Genomic DNA, 24,116 nt, shown 5'->3' with positions numbered 1-24,116 from the left:
TGAACAGCATGACGCGTCTCCCAGTTTTCCCGCACATCGGCGGGGTTCACCGATGAGTGCGCCCACGGCACGGGTGGGGGTCGCCGCGGAGGGTCGGCTGCCGCTGGCGTCGCTGCTTTCGCTGGCAATGGCGGCTTTCATCACCATCCTGACCGAGGCGCTGCCGGCCGGTCTGCTGCCGCAGATGGCGCAGAGCCTGGCAGTGTCCGAGGCATGGGTTGGGCAGACCGTCACGATCTATGCCATCGGGTCACTGATGGCGGCAATCCCGTTGACCGCCGCCACGCAGGGCCTGCGTCGCCGCCCATTGCTGTTGGCGGCGCTTGCAGGCTTTGTGCTGGCCAACACGGTGACCACGCTCTCCACCAGTTTCGTCCTGACCATGACGGCGCGCTTCCTGGCGGGGGTGTCGGCTGGCGTGTTGTGGGCGCTGCTGGCCGGTTATGCGGCGCGCATGGTGCCCGAACACCAGAAGGGCCGTGCCATTGCCGTCGCGATGGTCGGCACACCGCTGGCGCTGTCGCTGGGGGTGCCTGCCGGCACGTTCTTTGGCAACCTGGTGGGTTGGCGGGTGTGCTTTGGCATCATGAGCGGACTGGCGTTGGTACTGATGCTGTGGGCGCGTCTCAAGCTGCCGGATTTCGCGGGGCAGGCCGCGGGCAGGGCGTTGTCGCTGCGGCAGGTGTTCACCTTGCCCGGCGTGCGCCCGGTGCTGGTCGCAGTGCTCGCCTTCGTGTTGGCCCACAACGTGCTCTACACCTATATCGCGCCGTTCCTGTCGGAGGCGGGCATGGCCCAGCGCACCGATGCGGTGCTGCTGGTGTTCGGCGTTGCATCGTTGTTGGGCATCTGGATTGTCGGCGTACTGATCGATCGTCGCCTGCGCGCAATGACACTGGGCAGCATCGGCGTGTTCGCGATGGCCGCGTTGGCACTCGGGGTGGCCCGTGATGTACCCGGCGTGGTGTATGTGGCCGTGGCCGCGTGGGGCGTGGCGTTCGGGGGTTCGGCGACGCTGTTCCAGACCGCGCTGGCCAACGTGGCAGGCAGTGCCGCCGATGTCGCGCAGTCGATGTTGGTCACGGCCTGGAACCTGGCGATTGCCGGCGGAGCGCTTGTCGGCGGCGTGCTGCTTGAACGATTGGGTGCAGGTGCTTTCGCCCCCGCCTTGATCGCGCTTCTGGTGGTTGCGCTGGGGGTGGTGTGGGCGGCCGGGCGGCATGGTTTCCCTGCACCGGCGCGCTAGGCCGTTTCACCGGCCTGCGCACCCCTGGCATGGACGCGCGGGCAGCGCCTGCGTCGCCGCTATTTCATGGCTTCCAGTGGCACCAGCGACGCCCATACCAGCAGCAGCACCAGCCACAGCCAGCGCCAACGGCCCATCCCTTGCCACGCCGCGCGCCAAGGCCCCGGCAGCTTTTCGTGACTCACGCCGGCCTCCTCTTTGCTGCCGATCGCAGCGAATCCACCGTGCGCAGCCCGTAGAGATACACGCCGGTAAAGCACAGCCCGGTGAGCAGGGTGCCGGCCAGCAACCAGAGCAGCCGGATGGGCCAGCCACCGAAGCTGCCGAAGTGCAGGGGGTCGGCCATTTCGGCGATGCGCTGATGGACGCTCAGCACACGGCCGTCATGCGCGCCCATCACCTGCCCGGTACGCAGGTCGACGGCGATGTTGTTGGCCCGCTCGCGTACCAGCCAGGCGTCGGCTTCGCCCATGAAGAGGATGCTGCCGCCATCGCGTGCGGGAATGGCCGCGAGGATATCCAGGGTGGGCCATTGCTGGCGGACGGTCTGCGCTGCCGTGTCGACGGCAGCCGGGTCTACGGGGGCAACCCGGTCGCCGCCCTCGGCCAGCTGCAGGGTGGGCGCGGCCGGTGCGTCGCCGCCGAGCGATTCGACCAGGTACCACGCCCCGGTCAGGCCGATCAGCAGCAGGAACCAGAGCGACCACACCCCGGCCAGGCGGTGCACATCGCCCCATAGGCGGCGCGGTCGCGAAGCGTCGGGCCATTTCAGGAATCCACGCCACCACTTCTTGTAAATGTAGAGACTGCTGAGCAGCGAGAGCAGCAGGGGAATGGACAACGCCGCCACCAGCGGCACGCCCCAGGCCACCGGCAGCATCAGGTGGCGGTGGGTGTTGCGCAGCAGCCGTTGTGTGTTGAACCAGCCGGTGTCGCCGGTCACCCGCGCGGTATACGGGTTGACCCAGACGAAGCGGCGCTTTCCGTCAGGCAGCCGCATCTGCGCACGTGCGGCGAACAGACGGGTGTGGCCGGCGCTGATGCCTTCCAGTTCCCAGTCCGGATGTGCCGTCTGTGCGGCATGGATGACCGCGCCCCAGCCGGCCTGCTCACCCCCGTCGGCCACGCGCATGGGGGCGTGCAGCAACCAGTCGATCTCCTGGGAGAACACCGCCAGCGTGCCGGTGAAGCAGACAAAGCCCATGAACAGGCAGAGCTTCAGGCCCAGCCAACTGTGCAGGTCGAACCACAGCCGCCGGCCACCGCCGGCGCGTGCCGGGCGGGTGGGGGGCGCTGGCGAAGGCTGGCGCATGGGCGGGCTCAGAACGCGTAAGCGGCTTGCACGTACACCCGGCGCGGCTCACCCGGGAAGTGGCCGGTGCGCCCGGTGAAACCGCTGGCGGCATAGACCTTGTCGAACAGGTTCTTGACGTTGGCCTGGAACTGCCACTGCTGCCACTGCGTCTTCCAGCTCATGTCGAACACGGTGTACGGCTTGACCCGTTGGCCATCCAGGCTGACGCGCTCATCCACGTAATCGGCGCCGAAGCCGATCGCCGAGTTGATCGCCGGCAGCTCGTAGCGGGTCCACAGGCCGAGTTTGTTCTGCGGGGCATTGGCGAAGCGGTCGCCGGAGGCATTGGTGATGCCGTCGCTGCCGGCATCCTTCACCCGGGCATCGTTGTAGGCGTAGGTCAGGTTGAGCACCCAGCGTTCGGTCACATCGGCCAGCAGGTCCAGCTCCATGCCGGTGCTGCGCACCAGACCCAAGGCAGCCAGCTGGTTCACGCCATCGACGATCTCGCCGGTGGCCTGCACGATATTGCTGCGGTCGATCCGATAAGCGGCCAGGTTCAGGGTCACGCGCTCGGCCAGCAGGGATTTCAGGCCCACTTCCCACTGCCTGCTGCGCTCGGCATCGAACGGGCCGCCTGCTTCGGCGCTCTGGTTGGCGGCGTTCTGGGGCATGAACCCGCTGGCGATGTTGGCGTAGACATTGATGCCTTCGCGCACGGTGTAGGTACTGCCCAGCCGCCAGCTGATGTCGTTGCCATCCACGGTGGTGCCGGCGATGCGGTCGTCGTCCTTGAAACCGTCCCAGCGCAGCCCGGCCAGCACGTGCCAGCGCGGGGTCAGCGCCAGTTCGTCCTGCAGGTAGCCGCCATAGCGCTTGCTGCGCGTGCTGGTGCTGCGCCAGGGCAGGGTAGCCAGGTTGTAGTCGCGCCACGAGCTGGCGCCATACACCGGGTTGAACAGGTCGATGCCGGGCACCGGGCCGGCACCCCGCGCCAGGTCGGCGCTGTTGGCCGTCTGTGCGGTGAAGTCGGCATCCTGCTGGTAGACATCGGCGCCGAACAGCAGCTTGTGCCCGATGCGGCCGGTGCTGAAGCGCCACACTGCGTTGCCGTTGGCGGTAAACGCGTCGTTGTCGCGGATCTGGTTGCGCAACTGGCGGGTCATCCATTCGGCCACGCCGTCGCGGTTGCGGTCGATCAGCCCCATCGGCTCGTGGTAGATCTGATGCTCGTTGTTCTCGAACCAGCGTGCGCCAAAATCGACGTCCAGGTTGCTGGCGGGCGAAAAGCGGTACTGCGCCAGCGCCACCTTGGCACGCATATCCAGGAAGTCGCTGGCTTCGTTATGGTTCCATCGCCGGTCGGTCAGGAAGCTGCCGTTGTCGTCCACCGGCACGCCGCGCAGGCGGTTGCCGCCCAGGTTCTGGGTGATGTCGGTGAACTGCAGGGTCAACTCGCCGGTGTCGCCCACGTCGAAGGCCAGCGACGCATCGCCGATCACGCTCTCGCTGTCCGCGTTCCAGCGCACGCCCTGTTCGGTGTCGCCATACAGTCCGGCGCGGTAGCGCACGCTGCCTGCGGCGTTCACGGGCCCGGTGGCCTCGATCGATGCGGCCCTGAAATCGTTGTTGCCGGCCTGCAGTTCGATGCGGCGCTCGGCCGTGGCTTTGGGCTTGCGCGTGACGTAGTTGATGACACCCCCGGCATCGCCGCCCCCATACAGCGCGCCGGCCGGGCCCTTCAGCACTTCCACGCGATCGATGTTGAACAGTTGCGGTACCGAAAACCCGGCGTAGGGGTCGCCGCGCATGCCGTCGTACAGCACGTTTTCCTGGCGGAAGCCGCGCAGGGTGACGCCGGCGTAGCTGAAGAAACTGATGCCACTGATGCTGCGGTAGAGATCGGTGATCTGGCGCGCAGCCTGGTCTTCAATCAGCTCGCGCGGCACCACCTGGATGGATTGCGGCACCAGTGCCAGCGGGGTATCGGTGCGCGTGCCCACCGTCGCATCGTCCACCCGGTACAGGGTCTGCGCCCGGCCATGCACCTGCACGGCATCCAGCTGTTGCACATCAGCGGAGGATGGCGGCGCTGCGTTGGCCGAAGCACAGGCGAGGGTCAGGGCCAGGCCCAGGTGGGGGAGAGAAGGCGTCGGGCAGGTCATCGCGGGCCGAAATGCGGGTGAGAATGAGAAAGGTTAGCATGTAGAGCGGGTCCGGCGTTCAAGCAGGCCGGCCAGCCCGGGCAGGCTGGCCGGCATTGCCATCAGCGGACGTGATCCAGGAACTGGCGGTGGCGCTCGTACTGGTCCAGCACGTCGTGGATCACCTGGACTTTGGGCCATCCCATGACGTCGTAGTCCTGGCCGCCTTCGCGCAGGTACACCTCCGCCCGGTAGTGGCGGGTACCCTCGCTGGCGGGACGGCGGGGATCCTGCAGGGCAAACGTAGGCGCTTCGTAAGGCTGGGGGCGCACGGAATAGAAGAAGTCCATTTCCTCACCATGGCCTACGCGCAGCCATGCCCGGCCATCATCGCCTGCGGTCACCTCGACCGGCAGATCCTGCTTGCGCAGCTCCACGGCGACCTCCTGCAGCGCGGGCAGCACATGGTCCCTGATGAACCCGACCACCTCGATCTTGACGGGGTTGTGCGCCAACAGCTTCAGCCTGGCCCGCCAATCGCCACTGGTGCCCGGCAGCATGCGCGCCTCACGCAGGATCGAGCGCTTGGTCGCGTCCAGGTGCATGGCCTTGAGCAGGCCCCAGCACATCAGAATCATGACCACGGTGAAGGGAAGGGCGCTGGCGATGGTGGCGGCCTGGAGTGATTCAAGACCGCCGGCGATCAACAGGGCAACCGCGATGGCGCCGACCAGCAGTGCCCAGAAAATCCGCTGCCAGACCGGAGATTCTTCTTCACCCTTGGATGTCAGCATGTCGATCACCAGCGCGCCGGAGTCGGCCGAAGTGACGAAGAACAGCGCCACCAGCACCACGGCAAGCGAGGAGGTGATCATCGTCAACGGCAAGTGGCGCAGGAACTCGAACAGCGCCATCGAGCTGTCGTTGGATACGGCTGAGACAAGTGCTTGAACCCCATCGGACCGGACCATGAACAAGGCCGAGTTTCCGTAGATGGTCATCCAAAGGAACGTGAAACCAAGCGGCACCAGCAACACGCCGACGACGAATTCGCGCACCGTCCGGCCGCGGGAAATGCGCGCGATGAACATGCCGACGAACGGCGACCAGGCGATCCACCAGCCCCAGTAGAACAGCGTCCAGCCGCCCAGCCAGCCGCTCGGCTCATACGCGTACAGGTTGAACGTCATGGAGAAGAGCTGGGATGCATACATGCCCGTGTTCTGGACGAATGCCTGCATCAGATGCACCGTGGGGCCGCAGACCAGCACGAACGCCAGCAGCGCCACGGCCATGATCATGTTGATCTCGGACAGGCGGCGCACGCCGCTGTCCAGGCCTGCAACCACCGATCCGGTCGCCACCAGGATGATCACGCCGATCAGCGAAACCTGCACCAGGGTGCTGATTTCCAGGCCAAAAAGATAATTCAGACCCGAATTGATCTGCATGACCCCGAGGCCGAGCGAGGTGGCAAGGCCGAAGATGGTGCCAAGGGCTGCAAAGGTGTCCACTGCGTGGCCGATGGGACCATGGATACGGTCACCGATCAGTGGATAGAGTGCCGAGCGCACCCGCAGCGGGAGATTGTGCCGATACGCGAAGTAGGCGAGCGCCAACGCAACGACCGCGTAGATGGCCCAGGCGTGCACCCCCCAGTGGAAGAAGGTGATGCGCATGGCCTGGCGGGCTGCCTCGGCAGACTCGGCCGTGCCCGTCGGCGGGGTGGCGTAATGCATGATCGGCTCGGCCACGCCGAAGAACATCAGGCCGATGCCCATGCCTGCGGCGAAAAGCATGGCGAACCACGACGCGTAGCTGTAGTCGGGGCGGCTGTGATCGGGGCCCAGCTTGATGCGCCCATAACCGCTGATGGCCACGCCTACGACGAAGACAAGGAAGCCGGCGACGGACAGGATCGTGAACCAGCCTGCGTCGTTGGCGGTCCAGTTCTTGGCCGCGGTAAACCAGGTGGTGGCCTGTTCCGGGACGAAAATGGACAGCGCCACGAGAAGCAGGACGATGGCTGCGGTAGGGATGAACACCTGCGGCAGGATGCGCTGGCGAACAGGAGTGGATGGCGGAGCGGGGCTCTGCATGGAATCCTCCGGTTGATGCGATTGGAGCAGGAGAGCGGAGTGCTCTTAGAAATAGAACCCGATGTTGAGGTTCAGCCGGCTGTGCCAGCGGGAGGGTCCGCCGTCGTCGATGCCGATGCCGTCGCCGCCTGCGAACCACATGTTCTTGCCGGCGATCCAGTCCACATAGGTCAGCATGATTCCCTTCTGCAGGCTGCATCCGGTGACGTTCTGCCAAGACTCCCTGACGCCCGCGCGGCGACCGACCGGCCGCGTCATGCTCAGGTTGTTGTAGCAGGTGATGTCATCGAGCCAGCGCCGGGCGCCGAAGGAGTAGGCAACGTTGGCACTGGGCACGTCTGCTTCGGAGGCGATCTCGAAGGGGGCAAGGAAGGCTGACATCGCAATCCGCTCGCCCGGGACGCTGTAACGGTAGCGGGCCCACTGGAGCTGGGTGGTCCAACCCTCCCGTTTCCACTGGGCGTGCAATGCCGCGCCGTGGTGTCCGTGGTGGCGGCCGGTGGCGGTGTCCTGGACGCGGCCGCTGAATGCCGATGCGCCGAGCAGCAGTTCGCCCTCGTTCAACACGCCAGTATGTTCGTACCGGACGTGGACGCGGCCGCGCTCGCGGTAGGGCAGCTCGGGTGTCTGCGCCACATCGAACGAGTAGCGGTCATAACGCGATCCGCTTCCGTATTCATCGCCTGAGAACCAGCCCGCCGTCCAGTGGTGGTCGCCCTGTTCATGGCTGAACGTCACGCCCGGATCGTAATCGTCCTCGATCCCGAGGTAATAGCCCGAGCCAAACCAGAAGCTCTGCGACACGGTGGGTAGCAGGCCAAAGGGAACCTGTTGGATACCTGCCTTGAGTTGCGTGGTCTCGCTGAAATTCCATCCCGCGTAGGCGTGGTGGACGGCATCGAACCCGTCATACCAGCGATATTGGGCGGAGAAGAAAAGCGGGCCGGCACCGGCTTCGATATCTGCGCGGAGCAGCTCCAGCTGCAGTCGGCTGGTGGGCCCGTAGTCGAGCCAGCCGTAGTTGAAGCGCACCGCACCGCCGATGTCGACAAACGGATCGACCTGTCCGCCGCGCGCTTCCTGAGCGTGTACTGCATGCGTGGCCGTTGCCGCCGCACACAGAAAAATGAGGGGAAATACTTTCACGATAGTGGCCGCGGCCTCCATTTTGCGAACGAAAGCGTCCAAGTCTAACGCGTTGGCGCAGGAGACCCAAACGTGCGACGGCTGGCGGCGTCCTGCGCGCGGTGCTGCTCCAACGCATGAATCGCGCGCAGCTTCTCGCGATCCTGGGCAAAGCGGAGTGTTTGCAGGGCGCGCTCCAATGAAGAATCCGCATGGTGTCGCGCCGCTTCACGGGTGCTCGCCGAGCAGCCGGCGCAAAGGGCAGCCAATGCCTTCTGCAGCCGGATGTTGACCTCCAGCGACCCTGCTGCGTCGGTGGAGAGTGGGGCGAAGACATCCTCGAACAGGTCGTCCGCATCCAGCTGCGCCATATAGACGTGGCGATGCTGTACTTTCTCGTCCCGTTGCGCGCACGCCAGCGCATCCCATCTCAGCAGAAGCCGTACACAGGTGCCGATGACACTGATGCATGTACCGGGATCGTTGATTGCGGGGGACATCGACCGAACACCGATTTCAGCAAGGACGACCAGCCCGTAGCGTGGATCATTCTCTATCCTGCGGGAACCGCCGATGGTGACTGCTTCGACCAGTTGCGCCCGCTGGTCATCATGCAGGGTGCCCGTGACGTGGAGAAGTGCGCGGTTTGGCGTTGCGAATGTGCCCGGCTGGCAGGCGACGTAGACGGTCAGTCGGTGCGCTTCTGCGAGGGCGTCGAGGCGTTGGATGTCGATGTGCTCGACATGACCGACCACTGCTGCGAAGACGGCGATGGAGGCGTCCGGTACGCTGCCGGTATAGGGCATCGCGCCGAGGAACGGCTCCTCTGCACGCAGTTCCATCGACTTCAAGGTGGCCTTTTCGACCAGGTCAACCGTTTCGCCGAGCCGTCCAAAGCGGGAAAACTGCTCGATTGCGCGAAGCAGCGTTACGGTTATGACGATGATGACCGCGATGGTCGCTCCAAACAGCACCAGCCTTCCGCTGTCGCCGTAGATGCCGGTGCTGAGTGCGATCAGCCCGACGATGGAAAAAAGGAACGCGCCAACGAACGTCGCCAGCGTGCCTTGGGCACGCGTATCTTCTATCAGCAACCGGGATGCACGCGGTGTGGCGTTGGTGGCCGCTGATCCGTATGCGGCGACCATCGTGGACAGGGCGAAGGTGGTCACCGTCAGCATGGACGCGGCCAGGATGCCGAGGATGTTGCCAACCGAGTCGGCGCCGATCTGGGTGGCGAGGCCCTGCGGCAATACGAACCGGGCGGCAGCGCCCGCCAGCGCTGTGGCAACGCCCAGGACGCCATACAGCGTGGACCGGAACCACATCCTCCTGCTGATCCTGAACAGGGACAGCTTCCACTTGCTCATCATGGGACAGTTGCTCGGTCGTTGGTGCAGGGGAGTATCCCTGTTCGGCAGTTCGGACGCGTCAACATCCGATGATCAGGCCTCAGGTTGCAGCGGAGGCTGCTGGAACTCCCTGCTCGAGAACTTTAAGATCATGTTTCTTGGGCCTGTTCGGAGCTTGGGTTCTTGACATCGACGCACGTCCTGTCTCCCCCCAATCCATGAAAATCATCGTGTGTGGCGCTGGGCAGGTGGGCATGACCATCGCGCGGCAGCTGGCGTCGGAAGGCGTGGCGATCACCATCATAGACACCGATGCCGAGTTGATCCGGCGGGCCGACGAAAGCCACGACATCCGCGGCGTGGTAGGGCATGCATCGTACCCCGATACCTTGCGCGAGGCCGGCGCGTTGGACGCTGACATGCTGATCGCCGTCACCCGTTCGGATGAGGTCAACATGGTTGCCTGCCAGGTGGCGTATTCCCTGTTCAAGGTAAAGCGCCGGATTGCCAGGCTGCGGCATGTCGGCTACACCGCACGCGACACCAACGGCTTGTTTGCTGCCGAACATCTGCCGATCGATGTCATCATTTCCCCGGAGGCCGAGGTTGCCGAGGGCATCACGCGACGTCTTCGAACGCCTGGCGCATTCACGATTCTGCCATTGGCTCGTGGACAGTTGGAGGTGATCGGCGTTGGCGTGACGGATCCGGATTGCACCGCGATGGGTGAGCGGATCTGCGATCTTGAGTCCAATGGAAGGTTCGAGCACATAACGCTCCTTGCCGTCACCCGTAAGGGGATCACCTTCATTCCCACGCCACTGGATCGGGTAGAGCTGGGCGACGAGCTTTATCTGCTGGCTCGTTCTGAGCGGCGCAAGGCCACGATGGCACTTTTCGGGCACCGCGAGCGCCCCATCGCCGCGCTGGTGATCGCGGGGGCTGGCAATGTAGGCATGCATCTTGTGCGCAACATCCGTGCCCTGCTGCCGAAGACGCGCATCACGCTCATCGAACGTGATCGTGACAGGGCACGCCATGCAGCCGAGGCGCTCGGCAGCGATGTCGTCGTGCTGCATGGCGATGCATTGGATCGTGGAGTGCTCGAAGAAGCCCAGGTGGATCGAAAGGAATCGATGGTGGCGGTAACCAACGATGATGAGTCGAATATTTTCTGCTCGCTGCTGGCCCGCAAGCTCGGCTGTCGCCAAGCGGTGACACTGGTCAACAAGAGCACCTACGCCAGTCTTCTGCCTGGAATGGGCATCAACGCCGTGGTGAGTCCGAGTGCGGTGACGGTGTCGACAGTGCTGCGCCACGTTCGCCGCGGCAAGATCGTCGGATTGCAGACCTTGCGTGAGGACTTCGGTGAGGTGATCGAGGCAACCATCAGCGCCGGGCGCTCTGCGCTGTTGACCCGGCCGCTTGGCGCGCTCGCGCTTCCGGAGGGAATCAAGGTCGGGGCCGTCATCCGCGATGATCGCCCGCTGGACCTGAGCCCGGAGACACGGATTGTTCCGGGCGACCGGGTGGTGCTGGTGGTTGCCTACAGCGAAATAGATGCGGCTGAGCAGCTTCTGGGTGGCGCTGGCGGACGCTCGCTTTGAAGCACAACGGTCACGGCATGAGGTGGGCTCCTGGCGGGGTTTCGGCATCGAGCAACAGCTTTCGCCTGGTGGGAGCGATCGTGGGGCAGGTGCTGCTGGCAACGGCTGCGTTCATGCTGCTGCCGATGTTGGCTGACCTTTACTACGACAACCGGGACTGGCTGGCGTTCGGCATGGCATCGGGGGTTTCTGCGATGTGCGGTAGCGCCCTGGCGTGGAGTTATTGGCGATCAGGGGGCAAGTGGGGAAAGTCAGGACTGACCTTGAGGCAGGCTTTCGCCCTGACACCGCTGAGCTGGGTAGCGGTTTCGGCGGTCAGCGCGTTGCCCTTCCTGTTCTCGGAGCACCCGCAACTACGCGGTCACTTCGCCAACGCTTTTTTTGAAGCGGTTTCGGGCATTACAACCACCGGCGCCACGGTCATGACAGGGCTCGATGCAGCCCCGCCTGGTTTACTGTTGTGGCGCGGGCTTCTTCAATGGATGGGCGGTATCGGTATCATTGCCACCGCCATTGCCATCCTTCCTGCGTTGGGTGTCGGCGGGATGCAGCTGTTTCGAACCGAGTCGTCAGACCGCTCGCAGAAGGCGATGCCTCGGGTGCGGCAGATCGCCTCTACGATCGGCTACGCCTACATTGGTTTGACGGTCGTCGCCGCAGTGGCTTACTGGCTGGCAGGGATGGATCCATTTGACGCCATTGTCCATGCGCTTACGTCGATTGCCACGGGCGGCTACTCAACGTCGGATCAGTCGTTCGGACGCTGGCAGGACAACGGAATCCAGTGGCTTGCGACCTTCTTCATGCTGTCGGGCACGGTGCCCTTTGTCCTGTACGTACGCTTCCTGGCGGGTGACCGAAGCGCCTTCGTTGATCGCCAGGTCACGTCACTGTTGGGGCTGCTCGCGGTTTCGATAGGCGGCATCGGCACTTGGTTGGTGGTCTCGGGGCAGTACGGCGTCGAACAGGCGTTCCGCTACGCCGCGTTCAGTGTGGTGTCCGTGGTCACCACGACGGGCTACGCAGTGACCGATTATGGTCAGTGGGGTGCGGCGATCGTGGGAGTGTTCTTTCTGCTCACCTTCGTGGGCGGGTGCACGGGCTCGACCAGCGGTGGCATCAAGATATTCCGCTTTGAGGTCATGGCGGTGATGCTGCGTGTTCATTTCCTGCGCCTGCTTTATCCCAACGGGGTCTTTCCAAGGACCTACGACGGCAAACCTCTCTCCGATGAGGTGATCGGGTCGGTGGTCGCATTCCTGACGGTGTTTCTGGTCTGCTATGCCGTTTTGACGGTTGTGCTGCTGGGGCTTGGTCTGGACTTCTTGACCAGCGCAAGCGGAGCGGCCACGGCGCTGTCGAATGTGGGTCCGGGACTGGGCGAAACAATCGGCCCAGCGGGCACGTTCACCTCACTGCCAAGCGAGGCCAAATGGGTGCTGTCCTTTGCGATGCTCCTGGGCAGACTCGAACTCTTCACGGTGCTCATCATCTTCCTGCCTCGCTTCTGGCGGGGATGACGGCTGCCCGCACGGCGGTGATGCGGATCAAATGCGCGTGATTTCCCCATTTCCCCGTGTTCACAGCAAAGCGCGCAGCCTCACGACGCTTGCTGCGCCCGCAGCCATTCAGATGGAGCATCACCAATGAGTACACCCAGTGGATTCCCGGACCGCCGGCCGCTCGGCACCGAGTTCGATACCGTGGTCACTTCCACACCTGTCGTCACTCCCACCCCGGAAAGCGCGGTGTCCTGGGGCGCGATCATCGCCGGCGCCGTGGCCGCCGCTGCGCTGTCGCTGGTGCTGCTGATCCTGGGCGTCGGCCTGGGCCTGTCTTCGGTGTCGCCGTGGTCGTTCGACGGCGTATCGAAAGAAACCTTCGGCTGGACCAGCGTCGCCTGGCTGACCTTCACCGCGCTGGCGGCTTCCGGCCTGGGGGGCTATCTGGCCGGCCGTCTGCGTACCAAGTGGACCAACCTGCACGGTGACGAGACCTACTTCCGTGATACCGCGCACGGTTTCGTGTCGTGGGCGGTTGCCACGCTGCTGACCGCTGGCCTGCTCACCTCCGCCATCGGCGGCGTATTGGGTGCAGGCGCGAAAGTAGCCGGTGCCACCGCCGGCGCCGCTGCGACCACCGCTGCTGCGGCAGGTGCAGGCGCTGGGGCGGCCGGGATGGGCCCGCAGGAAGGCGACATGGAGTATTGGGTCGATTCCCTGTTCCGTAACGCCTCCACCAACCCGCCGCCGGCACCGCCGGCTCCGCCGATGGGCGCACCGATGGATCCGGCTGCCGGCCCGCGTGACGCCGCGATGCCGCCGCCGCGTCCGATGCCGGGCAACGAGCGCGTTGGCGATCGCCGTGAGGTGCGTGCCGAGGTCAACCGTATCGTGGTCTCCAGCCTGCAGAGCGAAGGCCTGGATCCGGCCGACAAGCAGTACCTCGCGCAGCTGATCGCCCGCGAAACCGGCATGACCCAAGCCGAGGCAGAAGCGCGCGTGACCGACGTGCAGACCCGCATGCGCGCCGCGCTGGAAGATGCCAAGAACACCGCCAAGACCGCTGCGGATGACGCCCGCAAGGCCACGGCCTATGCCGCGCTGTGGCTGTTCATCACGCTGCTGATTGGCGCGTTCTTCGCCAGCCTGAGTGCCACCTGGGGCGGCCGCCGCCGCGACCTGTAACTTTCGTATCCACCAAGGAGAACCGACATGAAAACCCTGCTGCTCTGGTTCCTGGGCGTTCCGATTCCGATCCTCATCCTGTACGCGATCTTCTTCTAAGCATCGTACCGGTAAGTAAAAACGCCAGGCCGCAGCAATGCGGCCTGGCGTTTTTCTGTATCAGTCCTGCAGGTCCCACTTGGCTGCGTCGGCGTGCTTTTCTTTATAGATGGCACCGGCGAAATCGACGTGCAGTTCGGTCCAGTCGCCGCCATCGCGATGGGCCAGCACTTCGAAGTGCTTGGGCTTGCGCTCTGGCGCGCCGTGAACCGTCCAGCCGGCTCTCTTCACCGCAGCCAGCACCGCGCGTGGATCGGCGGGAACGTCCGGATGGTGGTGCTTGGGGCCGTGGTGCGGCTTCTTGTGTTCCACCTCGACAAACCTTCCGCCCTTCCTGGCGATGCGGCTGACCTTGATCTCCGAAGGCCGTTGTTCGCCTTCCAGGCGGATGGCCAGGCCTTGGGCGAGCGGAAAGGCTTCAGCGCCCTTCGGGCCGAGATCGGCCAGGTAGGCAGCATCGTCGGCGATGATGGTGAAACGGTGGGCAAAGACGTGTTGGATGACGCCGGTGAGGGCGACCTTTTCGTGGTGCGGCATGCATTTCTCCTGAGAGCGCCCAACCGCGGGCGCATCCCCGAAATGGAGCTGGCGTGCAGGTGTTGCAATGCATGCGGCGCGGTATCAGCCACCGGCAGATAGCCGCCAGTCAGCCAGGGGCGGTCCGCCCGGAAAGCCGCCGAGCACGGCTCGGCGCTAGCGTTTTCCTGCTTAGAAAAGGCCTTCGAACGGGTTCCAGCTGACCTTGCCCTTCACCCGTTCGGCGTAATAGCTGTAGTTGGTGCTCATGGCCACCGAGAGACCGAGCGCCGCTCCGAGTGCACGTACCAGCAGGTCCGGCACGAAGAAGGAGACGGTGACCAGTGCCACGTACAGGCCGAATACAACCAGACCCTTGCGCCACATGCCCAGGATGAAAAGGTAGATCCAGCTGAAGAACAGGGCGAACAGGTTGATGTTCACCTTGAATTTTCCGGCGAAGGGCAGGTCTTTCAGAGCCTGTCGGTACTCCTTGGTCTTCGGCGCGCCATGCTGGGCGAAGAAGTCAAAGCGGAACTGCCATTTCGGACTGTGCGGGACGGTGTTCGGTGTTTCCATTGTCGATCAAAGCTCCATGTAATCGTTTACATGATAGCGAGATCAAGACGTATTCACCATGGAAAGGCCCGCAGCTCGTAGTAGATAGCGCCGAACCACGCTCGGCGAGCGCGGAGCGCGAAATGTTTCAGGCAGCGACGAGTCGGAACGGAAAGCCGCCGAGCATGGCTCGGCGCTACTTGGTGTCGCTGCACAGATCGAAACTGTGATCCAATCGATAAATTTCGCTATGTTTCGACATTGATACATAACGAAACATGCCATAAGGTCGTCGGCGACACTCTGGGGCTGGTTCAACGCCTCCTGTCGCCGTCTTCCCCGTGCAACCGAAGAGGTACGTCCATGTCGTCGTCACGTCCGTATTCCGGAATGCTGGCTGTCGCAGTCCTCGCCAGCGCCCTGTCCACCGCCTGTGCCCACGCCGGCACCCTGAACCCGGCGGTATCCACCCAGGAGTTCGACAATCCGCATCGTGGTTTCATGCTGTGGGGCAGTTCCTATGCAGTGGATGGCGGGGTGGATAATTTCCACGGGGCGCACATCTATCACGTGTACCTGCCGTGGCGGATCATCGAAACCGCCGACCAGGTATTCGACTGGACTGCGGTGGAGACGCTGTACCTGCAGCCGATCCTCAACGACGACCCGCTGGCGACCTTCGTGCTGCGTCCCGTCGCTGATTATCCGGAAAGTGCCGCCAGCCAGATCGACGCGCATTACACCGGCGGGGAGAACGAACGCGACTATCCGAAGTTCCTCGAACAGGCGCCACTCAACATTCCGTATGCGGTGCGCGCCAAGTGCGATTCGGACGGTCCGATCCGCAGCCTGGATTACAACAACCCGGCGGCGCGCCAGCAGATGCAGCAGTTCGTGCAGGCACTGGCCGCGCACTTCGATGGCGATCCGCGCATCACCGCCATCCAGGTCGGCCTGCTTGGCTTCTGGGGCGAGTGGCATACCAGTGGCTGCGAGGACCTGCAGCCCAACGCGCAGACCCGTTCGCTGATCCGCGATGCCTACACCGCTGCCTTCCTGAAGACGCCGCTGCAGACCCGCTATGCGCGGGCATCCGACGTGGGATCGGCGCTGTTTGGCTTCCACGAGGATTACTTCCCCTCGTTCACCGGCAAGTGCAACGCGTTCAATCCGCAGATGCCCAGCTGCAGCGACGATGGCTGGTGGAACCTGGAATACGGGCTGGCCAACGAGGTGCCAGCGGCGCGACAGAACTGGATGGTCAACCCGGTCAGCGGCGAGAGCCCGAACAGCGACCAGAAGAGTACCTGGACCAATCGCACCGCCGATGTGCGCAAGCTGCTGCGCGATTACCACTTCAGCTTCCTCGGCCCGGCCGGTGCGCACGAAACCAGTGGCAATGCGGCCAAGTTGAAGACGCTGAAGAGCGATCTGGGATACCGGCTGGGCATCAGCACGGTGACCTGGCCCAACACGCAGGTGCGTGGCCAGCAGGCGGCGCTGCAGCTGGGTATCAAGAACCACGGCTCGGCCCCGCTGTACAACGCCTACCACGTGGAACTGCATTGGGTGGCGGCTGATGGCAGCACCAAGGCGCGTACCTCGATACCCGCGGTGACCCTGAGCGAGATCATGCCGGGCACGGTGCAGAGCCGCAGCACCACCTTCACCGTGCCCAGCAGCCTGGCGCCGGGAAGCTATGCCCTGCGCCTTGCGCTGGCCGATGACACCCCGGGCCGCCGCAACATCGCCCCGCAGAACGATGGGCAGGATGCGCAGCGTCGATTGCCGCTTGGGCAGGTACAGGTGAACTGAGGGAGTGCGGTTCACTGGGGCATGGCGGTGCGGCGTGGGGCCGCATCGCCGCGCAGGCGCCCGGCCAGGCGCAGCCTTCCCCCGTCGTCACATTTGCGTCATCATGCCGCCCATTCTGTTACCTCCAGCCGCCGCCAGAGGATCACTTCCTGCCTGGAGGCATTGCCGTGTCCGTCGTTCCGTCCCCTGTTGCCCCGACCCGCAGCGGTCGTCTGCATCGCACCCTTGCCCGTTCGCCGCTGACCCAGGCGGTATCTGCGGTGCTCACCGTGGGCCTGCTCACCGTCGGCGCGCAGGCCCAGCAGAGCGCCGCCGCACAGACCGACGACGAGGCCGCACGGACCCTGCAGACCGTGCAGGTGACCGCCAACCAGCTGGGCACCGTGACCGAGTACAGCGGCTCCTACACGCCGGGCACCATCGCCACCGCCACCCGGTTGGTGCTGAGCCCGCGTCAGACCCCGCAGTCGATCAGCGTGATCACCCGGCAGGAAATGAACGACTTCGGCCTCAACGGCATCGACGATGTCATGAAGGTCACTCCGGGCGTCAGCATCGTCACCTACGACAGTGAGCGCACCGAGTACTACGCACGTGGTTTTGCCGTGCAGAACTTCCAGTACGACGGCATTCCGATGGCGCGCGACTCGGCTTATTCGGCCGGCAATACGCTCAGCGACATGGCCATCTATGATCGCGTGGAAGTGCTCAAGGGCGCCACCGGCCTGCTGACCGGCATGGGCGATCCCGGTGCCACCATCAACCTGATCCGCAAGAAGCCGACGCACGCGTTCACCGGTAGGGTCGGTCTGGGTATCGGCTCGTGGGACAGCTACCGCGCCGAAGTGGATGTCAGCGGCCCGCTGACCGAAAGCGGTCGCGTGCGTGGCCGCGCGGTGGCGGCGCAGCAGGACAAGCACTCCAACGTCGACCATTACCAGCGCACCAACAAGGTGTTCTACGGCATTCTCGAAGCAGACATCGACGACAGCACGTTGCTGACCTTCGGCGCCGACTACCAGGACAGCGATCCGCAGGGTTCCAGCTGGGGCGGCATTCCGTTGCTGGACACCACCGGCAACTTCAACAGGATGCCGCGTTCGTTCAACAACGGCGCGCGCTGGAGCAGCTGGGCGCAGTACAGCCGCACCGCCTTCGCCACGCTGGAACACACCTTCGGCAATGACTGGGTGGCCAAGCTGCAGCTCAATCACCAGGTCAACGGTTATGACGCCCCATTGGGCGCGGCGGCCGGCGGCAACCCGGACCCGGTCACCGGCGAAGGCGTGAGCATGTGGGTCGGCAAGTACGTGGGCGAGACCACCAGCAACGCCGCTGATCTGTATGTCAGCGGCGCGTTTGAATGGTTCGGTCGCCAGCATGAACTGGTGGTCGGTGGCAGCGTGTCGCGCAAGCGCTGGATCAACGATGGTTACTCGCCGCAGGAAGGCTACGTCACCAGCGTGGCCGATTATCGCGGCTGGACCGGCGATGTGCCCGAGCCGGACTGGCAGTGGGGTTACGGCAACAATGAAGTGACCCGCGAAAGCGGTGCCTACGTGGTGGGCCGCTTCGACCTGGCCGATCCGCTGAAGCTGATCCTGGGCAGCCGCGTGGCCAACTACAAGGCCTTGGATATCGACGAGACTGGCGTGATCGTGCCGTATGCCGGGCTGGTATACGACCTCAACCAGAACTACTCGGTGTTCGCCAGCTACAGTTCCATCTTCAAGCCGCAGAGTAACCAGGACGAGCAGGGCAGGGTGCTCGATCCGCTGGAGGGCCGCAGCTACGAAGCTGGCGTCAAGGCCGAGTTCCTGGAAGGACGCCTCAACGCGAGCGCGGCGGTGTTCCAGCTGGAGCAGGACAACCATGCCGAGCCCACTGGCGGGCTGACCCCGAGCGGTGGCATCGCCTACCGGGGGCTGATGGGCGTGCGCACCAAGGGCTACGAGTTCGATGTGTCCGGCCAGGTCGCACCGGGCTGGCAGGTGCAGGGTGGCTACGCGCACAAGATCGCGCGGCAGCAGTCCACCAAGGTTTCAACGCTGGAGCCGGAAGACCAGTTCAGCCTGCACACCACCTACCGCGTGCAGGACGGCGCGTTGCGTGGGGTGAGCATCGGGGGCGGCGCACGCTGGCAGGGCAGCACCTTCGGCACCATCACCAACCCGCTGGACGGTGGCAGCCTGGTGCATCGCACCGATCCGTACTGGCTGCTGGATGCGATGGCGCGCTATGAGTTCAACGACAGGCTGTCGGCCACGCTCAACGTCAACAACCTGCTGGACAAGCACTACTACACCATCTTCAACTGGTACAGCACCTATACCTGGGGTGAGCCGCGCAACGTGCGGCTGACGGTGGACTACAGGTTCTGATGGATGTGCACAGGTGCCCCGGGATGATTCCGGGGCGCCTGGCTGCGCTTGCTGGGACTTACGGAATCAGCCGCTGCGCCCGCAGCGTGGCAAACAGGTCGAAGAAGGCGTCGTCGCTCGGCTGGTAGTCCAGGAAACCCAGCCGTCGGCTCTTGGACATATCGGTTATCACTTCGACCGGACGGCCCAGGTCGGCGTCGGTGTGCCACGGAGACACCAACCGGTGGATGTCCGGCTCGGCCAGGCCCTGTTCGATAGCCAGCTGCACCCACAGTGCGGCGTCGTCCGCCATCTGCCGTTCCAGCGGGCGCAGCTCACCGGTGAACGGTGCCGCTTCGATGCCGAACCAGTCCGCGATGCGGCCCCACATCCAGCTCCAGCGGAAGACATCGCCATTGACGATGTTGAAGGCCTGGTTGGCTGCTGCCGGGGCTTGGGTGGCCCACACCAGCTGGCGTGCCAACTGGCGCGCGTCGGTCATGTCGGTCAGCCCGTTCCACTGCGCCAGCGAGCCGGGGAAATAGAACGGACGGCCGCTGCGCTTGCACAGCGAGGCATACACCGCCAGCGTGGTGCCCATGTTCATGGCGTTGCCCACCGCCGCACCGATCACCGTATGCGGACGATGCACGCTCCAGCTGAAGCCATCACGCGCGGCCGCGGCAAAGACCTCGTCTTCCTGTGCATAGTAGAAGTTCTCGATCGGCAGGCGGGGCTGTTCCTCGCGGAACGGGGTCTGCGGCAACGCGCCTTGGGCATAGGCTTCGAACGGCCCAAGGTAATGCTTCAGACCGGTCACCAGTGCGACGTGCTGCACCGAACCGGCCGGCTGCAGGGCATCCAGCAGGTGGCGCACCATGGCCGCATTCACGCGGATATTCTCGGCCTCGTTGGCCTGCCGCGACCACGTGGTGATGAATACATGGGTGGGGCGCAGGCCTGCCAGTGCGGCCCGGGTGGCCTGCGCATCGCGCAGATCGGCCGAGACACCGTGGACACCCGCCGGCAGCGCAGCCGGGTTGCGCGCCAGGCCGTGCACCTCCCAGCCTTCCTGGAGCAGCTGCTGGATCAGGGCACTGCCGGTAATGCCGGTTGCACCGACTACCAACGCTTTCTGGGTCATGGGGTCGCCTCTTTGCATCAAATAACAGGCAGACACCTTAGGATAATGGGGTCAGGCCCGAAAGAAGGCACCAAATGGTAACCACGCGATGAAAGCAGGCACTCCGGACGAAGAATGGCGCGAAGACTGTGCGCCCCGGCGGGTGCTGGAATTATTCAGCACCAAGTGGACGTCGATCGTGCTGCATACCCTGGCGGTGCGCCATGACGGGGTTGCGCGCAGCAACGCGCTGCACCGCAGCCTGCCTGCCATCTCGAAGAAGATGCTGATCCAGACCCTGCGCGAGATGGAGGTGGCGGGCATCGTGCTGCGGACCGAACATCCCACCGTGCCGCCCTCCGTGGAGTACAGCCTGACCGCGCTGGGCCGGCAGCTGGTGGAGCCGATCGAGCTGATCTACGACTGGGCGCGGCGCAATGCCGAGGCACTGGATGCGCTGAAAGCAAGGCCGACGTCGCGGCGGCGCGGGTAGCTCCAGGCAGGACCGTTCCGGTTCCGCCACCACCGCTCAGCAGATTCTGCGTGGCGCGCGGTGGGCCCGTTGCAGCTCATTCCAGACGTGGGGCGGATGCTGGCGGAGCGGGATGCAGCAGCTTGCCAAGCGTCACGGCAGTGGCGGGCTTGAGCGCCTGCGGCGCCACCTGGATGGCCGCTTTTACGGTCGGCTTCGGTTGCACCAGCGTCACAGCCCAGTTACCTGACACGTCCGTGCCAAGGGCCAACTGCGCATGGCTCTTTACCATTTTCTTCAGCCCCGCGTGGCCGTATGTTTTGGGTTTGAAGCCGGGATGCGTCTTTGAGAGATACTGCCCCAGTTCAGTTCCGCCCACTTTTCCTCCAGGCGATTGGGACGCCAGCTGCCTCACCGCGTCGACCAGCAGGGTTGGCGGCTTTTTTGCGACCGGCATGGCGGCTTTCGGGGCCGCGACCGCACTTGTCTTCGGCGCTGCCGGCGGCTTCATCACGGGCGCTGGGACCGCCGCAACGCTGGTGGTCTGCCCTTCGAAGAACTGGTCGCAGGCTTTCCTGAGTGCCATCGGGGATTGGGCGTCCCCCGCAACGACGACAGAGGCGCCACGCTCGCGCAATTTGCGGCACAGGTAAGCGAAGTCGGAATCGCTGGATACCAGGCAGAACGTATCGGCACGGCCATCCAGCAGGATCTCCATGGCGTCCAGCGCCAAGGCGATGTCCGTAGTGTTTTTTCCTGGTGCATAAGCGTATTGGAGGTGGGGAGTGAATGCTTCGCGAACCAGCATCTCCTGCCACTTCTTGCCGAGGGTGGTGTGCGTGCCGTAGCCGCGCCGGATGACCAGGCGCCCAAGTCCGGCGACTTTCTGCAACGCAAACTCGACGATCTCGGGTGAGACATTATCGCAGTCGACGAGGATCGCCACGCGTGCCGTGCTGGTCGTCGAGGAGCCGCTCATCCATGCGCTACCTGAGGTGTGATGCCCCATCTTGGAGCCAAACCGGGAGCCTCGGCAAGCAGGGGCCCCGGGGTAAGGGCAGGCGGGGGCGCTAAGGGAATCCCGGCCCGCGCCGCAGCCGGATTGGGCCCGACCCCAGGGCCTCCGGATCCAGTAGCTGATCCTTGCGGGTGATGATGATCCGATCTTCCCGCGCCAAGGCAGCGGCGGCTTCGCGCACCGGCTGCATGAGTGGGCGCCAGTCACCTGGCTCCGGGCGCAATGCTCGGGCAACCTCGGACGGACAGATGGAGGCCGACGCCGCGCGCTGGACCAGCAGGTCGATGATGGTCGCCGCGATATCCATCGCTGCACGATGCGTCGGCGCGCGTGATGGGCGCGCGGAGGTGGGCTGGGGAGCGCCGAGCCGTGCTCGGCGGCATTCCGTTCCGGCAGCACGATATCTGACGCAGGCCGCGCGGTGCGCTCGCCGAGCGTGGCTCGGCGCTACCAGAGCGAACCGACGAGATGCCTGATGCAGACCGATGATGGCAGCCGCGATATCCATCGCTGCACGATGCGTCGGCGCGCGTGATGAGCATGCCGACGTCCTGTGGCGGTAGGGCGCAGGGGATTGTCCAGAGCGGCTAACCGATGTGTCCAGCGTCTGATGGATACCGCCGCCGGGCAGGTGAGCGCATTGTCGCCCCTATCAAACAGGAAGGAGAATCATGTGAACCGATCGACTCCGAATAATCGCTTGGCCCTGGTGCTGATCTTGGCGATTGCAGCGCTGAGTTCCGCCCACGCCTCAACGCCTGAGCCCGTGCACGCCGCCGCCGCACACAACGAGGCTTTGGTCCGGAAGGCCTTCACGGACTGGTCTACGGGAAACGGCACCGTGTTTGCGCTGCTGTCCCCCGATGTCGTCTGGACCGTTCATGGCTCCGGTTCGGTGGCGGGTACTTACAAGGGCGTCGAAGCATTCCTGAAGGGCGCGGCGGCTCCGTTGACCGGCCGGCTGGCGCGGCCGTTGGTGCCGAAGGTGCATGCCATCTGGGCGGTGGGCGATACGGTGATCAGCCGGTTTGAAGCCGAATCCGTTACCACTGGGGGGCGCCCATACAGGAACCAGTATGTGTGGATTTTCCGGATGGAAGACGGCGTTGTGGTGGAGGCCGAGGCATTCCTGGATTTGGCGGCGTATGACAAGGTGGTGGCGGAGAACACCGCGCGGTAGCGCCGAGCTGTGCTCGGCGGCATTTCGTGCCGGCAGCATGATGTCCGACGCAGGCCGCGCGGTGCGCTCGCCGAGCATGGCTCGGCGCTACCGGGACGGGGCCTATGTGTTCGATGTCGGGCCGTTCACGCCGTGCAAATGGGCGCCGGATAGGATGCTGGCCTCACTGCCATCACGGAACGATCCAGTACATGAGCTCATCCACGCGTGTGTTGCCGCTGTCTGCTGTTTCTGTACTGTTGATTGCGCTTGCCGGGTGTTCCAAGGGGCCCGATTCGCCAGCGCCGAACCCCGTGACCGGCAACGCCGCCGCGGTCTCCGATGAGCAAGCCGATGTAGAACGGGCCAGCGATGTCCCCGAATTCCCGGTCATCCCGACGATCGTGGTGCCGGAGATCATCGGCGTCACCCCGGCGCAGCGTGCACTGGAAAACTCACTGCAGTCCATTCTCAATCCGGTGGAAGGCATTACCGTTTCACCGGCGCGCTGCAGCACGGATGGCAGCCTGATCAACGATGCCGGCATCACCAGCGTGGATGCGCAGGGCAAGCTGACCCGCAATGGCGACGAAGGCATCTTCGTGATCAACCCTGATGGCAGCGGCACCGCCAATTTCGAGGGCGGACTGGTGCGGGTCAATGCAGATGGCAGCGGCACCATCAACGGCAACCCCGGGGGAGGGGGCGACGATGCCATCATCAGCGTGGAAGCCGATGGATCCGGTACCTACAACGGCGTGGCCGGCCTGATCCGGCTGGACGGCAAAGGCGCCGGCACCTGGAACGGTGACAGTGGCCTGATCACGAATAATGGCGATGGCAGCGGCACGTGGAATGGGCCGATGGGCCTGGTGCGCGTCAATGCAGATGGCTCGGGCACCTGGAATGGCGACGAAGGGCTGATCACCAACAATGGCGATGGCACCGGCACCATCGGTCCGCCCGCGCGACCGGTCAAGATGCCGCCGCTGGCCCGCCTGGCGCCTGCCGGTAAATTCCCGCCGCTGAAAAAGTTTGCTCCGCCCGGTGCGCCCTGCGGTTATGTGATCACCTTGAATGACCGGGTGCTGTTTGACTTCGACAAGTCCGACATCCGTCCCGACGCGGCGAATCTGCTCGATACCTTGGCCGGGGCGCTGGCCGAAGTGAAAACGACCGGGATGGAAGTGCGCGGGCACACCGATTCCAAGGGCGCGAACGATTACAACCAGAGCCTGTCCGAACGCCGCGCGGCGTCGGTGGTTGCCGCATTGCGCCAGCGTGGTGCGGGCCAGCAGGCGGCGTCGAAGGGCTACGGCGAAACGCAGCCGGTGGCACCCAACGAGCTGGAGGACAAGGACAATCCGGGCGGCCGGCAGTTGAATCGCCGCGTGGAAATCTTCGTGCGTTCGTGAGTTCGGCAGCGCACGTTCAACACTGAC

The 24,116-nt window shown here is 64.6% G+C and carries 20 protein-coding genes; 9 read left to right on the top strand and 11 right to left on the bottom strand.

Going from position 1 to position 24,116, the window contains the following annotated elements:
* Window positions 1-52: 52 nt before the first annotated feature.
* Entirely contained in the window at window positions 53-1,246 is a 1,194-nt protein-coding gene (locus ACI2JH_RS01385; RefSeq protein WP_404735206.1) for an MFS transporter, read from the top strand.
* A 59-nt stretch (window positions 1,247-1,305) separates the two neighbouring features.
* Here the strand turns inward: ACI2JH_RS01385 and ACI2JH_RS01380 are convergent, their stop codons facing one another.
* The 6 genes from ACI2JH_RS01380 to ACI2JH_RS01355 form a co-directional block, all read right to left on the bottom strand.
* Window positions 1,306-1,431: a hypothetical protein gene (locus ACI2JH_RS01380; RefSeq protein WP_262926815.1), complete on the bottom strand. Its 126-nt coding sequence runs from the start codon at window positions 1,429-1,431 to the stop codon at window positions 1,306-1,308.
* Entirely contained in the window at window positions 1,428-2,558 is a 1,131-nt protein-coding gene (locus ACI2JH_RS01375; protein WP_404735205.1) for a PepSY-associated TM helix domain-containing protein, read from the bottom strand. Before ACI2JH_RS01375 ends, ACI2JH_RS01380 begins: the two co-directional genes overlap by 4 nt.
* 8 nt (window positions 2,559-2,566) lie before the next feature.
* Window positions 2,567-4,705 (bottom strand): TonB-dependent siderophore receptor, encoded by a 2,139-nt coding sequence (locus ACI2JH_RS01370; protein WP_404735204.1) that lies wholly within the window; start codon window positions 4,703-4,705, stop codon window positions 2,567-2,569.
* A gap of 101 nt (window positions 4,706-4,806) precedes the next feature.
* The gene (locus ACI2JH_RS01365; RefSeq protein ID WP_182655715.1) at window positions 4,807-6,783 is read right to left on the bottom strand and encodes a choline BCCT transporter BetT; all 1,977 of its coding nucleotides are present in this window, start codon (window positions 6,781-6,783) and stop codon (window positions 4,807-4,809) included.
* 45 nt (window positions 6,784-6,828) lie between these two features.
* On the bottom strand, window positions 6,829-7,971 hold the full coding sequence (locus ACI2JH_RS01360) for a hypothetical protein (protein ID WP_404735203.1): 1,143 nt from the start codon (window positions 7,969-7,971) through the stop codon (window positions 6,829-6,831).
* A gap of 2 nt (window positions 7,972-7,973) precedes the next feature.
* A complete protein-coding gene (locus tag ACI2JH_RS01355) occupies window positions 7,974-9,278 on the bottom strand; it encodes a DUF2254 domain-containing protein (RefSeq protein ID WP_349998193.1) in 1,305 nt (434 codons plus the stop codon).
* Window positions 9,279-9,478: 200 nt separating this feature from the next.
* On the opposite strand from ACI2JH_RS01355, the gene trkA reads away from it, so the two are divergent.
* The 3 genes from trkA (at window position 9,479) to ACI2JH_RS01340 (ending at window position 13,554) form a co-directional block, all read left to right on the top strand.
* Window positions 9,479-10,867: a Trk system potassium transporter TrkA gene (gene trkA / locus ACI2JH_RS01350; RefSeq protein WP_404735202.1), complete on the top strand. Its 1,389-nt coding sequence runs from the start codon at window positions 9,479-9,481 to the stop codon at window positions 10,865-10,867.
* A 68-nt stretch (window positions 10,868-10,935) separates the two neighbouring features.
* On the top strand, window positions 10,936-12,387 hold the full coding sequence (locus ACI2JH_RS01345) for a TrkH family potassium uptake protein (protein WP_404735201.1): 1,452 nt from the start codon (window positions 10,936-10,938) through the stop codon (window positions 12,385-12,387).
* A gap of 126 nt (window positions 12,388-12,513) precedes the next feature.
* Window positions 12,514-13,554, top strand: coding sequence for a hypothetical protein (locus ACI2JH_RS01340; protein WP_404735200.1), 1,041 nt, complete (start codon window positions 12,514-12,516; stop codon window positions 13,552-13,554).
* Between the two features lie 159 nt (window positions 13,555-13,713).
* On the opposite strand, the gene ACI2JH_RS01335 is transcribed toward ACI2JH_RS01340, so the two are convergent.
* Both ACI2JH_RS01335 and ACI2JH_RS01330 read right to left on the bottom strand, forming a co-directional pair.
* A complete protein-coding gene (locus ACI2JH_RS01335) occupies window positions 13,714-14,190 on the bottom strand; it encodes a hypothetical protein (protein ID WP_404735199.1) in 477 nt (158 codons plus the stop codon).
* Between the two features lie 171 nt (window positions 14,191-14,361).
* A complete protein-coding gene (locus tag ACI2JH_RS01330) occupies window positions 14,362-14,748 on the bottom strand; it encodes a DUF2628 domain-containing protein (RefSeq protein WP_182655719.1) in 387 nt (128 codons plus the stop codon).
* Window positions 14,749-15,090: 342 nt separating this feature from the next.
* On the opposite strand from ACI2JH_RS01330, the gene ACI2JH_RS01325 reads away from it, so the two are divergent.
* Window positions 15,091-16,542, top strand: coding sequence for a DUF4832 domain-containing protein (locus ACI2JH_RS01325; protein WP_404735198.1), 1,452 nt, complete (start codon window positions 15,091-15,093; stop codon window positions 16,540-16,542).
* Window positions 16,543-16,817: 275 nt separating this feature from the next.
* A complete protein-coding gene (locus tag ACI2JH_RS01320; protein WP_404735306.1) occupies window positions 16,818-18,923 on the top strand; it encodes a TonB-dependent siderophore receptor in 2,106 nt (701 codons plus the stop codon).
* Window positions 18,924-18,981: 58 nt separating this feature from the next.
* Here ACI2JH_RS01320 and ACI2JH_RS01315 read toward each other — a convergent pair whose 3' ends face one another.
* Window positions 18,982-20,046 carry an SDR family oxidoreductase gene (locus ACI2JH_RS01315; RefSeq protein ID WP_404735197.1) on the bottom strand — a complete coding sequence of 355 codons (1,065 nt, stop codon included), beginning with the start codon at window positions 20,044-20,046 and terminating at the stop codon, window positions 18,982-18,984.
* Window positions 20,047-20,134: 88 nt separating this feature from the next.
* On the opposite strand from ACI2JH_RS01315, the gene ACI2JH_RS01310 reads away from it, so the two are divergent.
* Entirely contained in the window at window positions 20,135-20,518 is a 384-nt protein-coding gene (locus ACI2JH_RS01310; RefSeq protein WP_404735196.1) for a winged helix-turn-helix transcriptional regulator, read from the top strand.
* A 76-nt stretch (window positions 20,519-20,594) separates the two neighbouring features.
* Here ACI2JH_RS01310 and ACI2JH_RS01305 read toward each other — a convergent pair whose 3' ends face one another.
* Window positions 20,595-21,476 (bottom strand): NYN domain-containing protein, encoded by an 882-nt coding sequence (locus ACI2JH_RS01305; protein ID WP_404735195.1) that lies wholly within the window; start codon window positions 21,474-21,476, stop codon window positions 20,595-20,597.
* Window positions 21,477-21,567: 91 nt separating this feature from the next.
* On the bottom strand, window positions 21,568-21,822 hold the full coding sequence (locus ACI2JH_RS01300) for a DUF3253 domain-containing protein (RefSeq protein WP_404735194.1): 255 nt from the start codon (window positions 21,820-21,822) through the stop codon (window positions 21,568-21,570).
* Between the two features lie 402 nt (window positions 21,823-22,224).
* Here ACI2JH_RS01300 and ACI2JH_RS01295 point away from each other — a divergent pair, with 402 nt between their 5' ends.
* Together ACI2JH_RS01295 and ACI2JH_RS01290 are read left to right on the top strand one after the other, a co-directional pair.
* Window positions 22,225-22,695, top strand: a complete 471-nt coding sequence (locus ACI2JH_RS01295; RefSeq protein ID WP_404735305.1) for a nuclear transport factor 2 family protein — start codon at window positions 22,225-22,227, stop codon at window positions 22,693-22,695.
* A gap of 191 nt (window positions 22,696-22,886) precedes the next feature.
* Window positions 22,887-24,089 carry an OmpA family protein gene (locus ACI2JH_RS01290; protein ID WP_404735193.1) on the top strand — a complete coding sequence of 401 codons (1,203 nt, stop codon included), beginning with the start codon at window positions 22,887-22,889 and terminating at the stop codon, window positions 24,087-24,089.
* The last annotated feature ends 27 nt before the right edge of the window (window positions 24,090-24,116 follow it).

Source organism: Stenotrophomonas sp. NPDC078853 (assembly GCF_044901215.1).
GTDB lineage: Bacteria > Pseudomonadota > Gammaproteobacteria > Xanthomonadales > Xanthomonadaceae > Stenotrophomonas > Stenotrophomonas lacuserhaii.
This window is presented reverse-complemented; position numbering and strand designations above follow the sequence as displayed.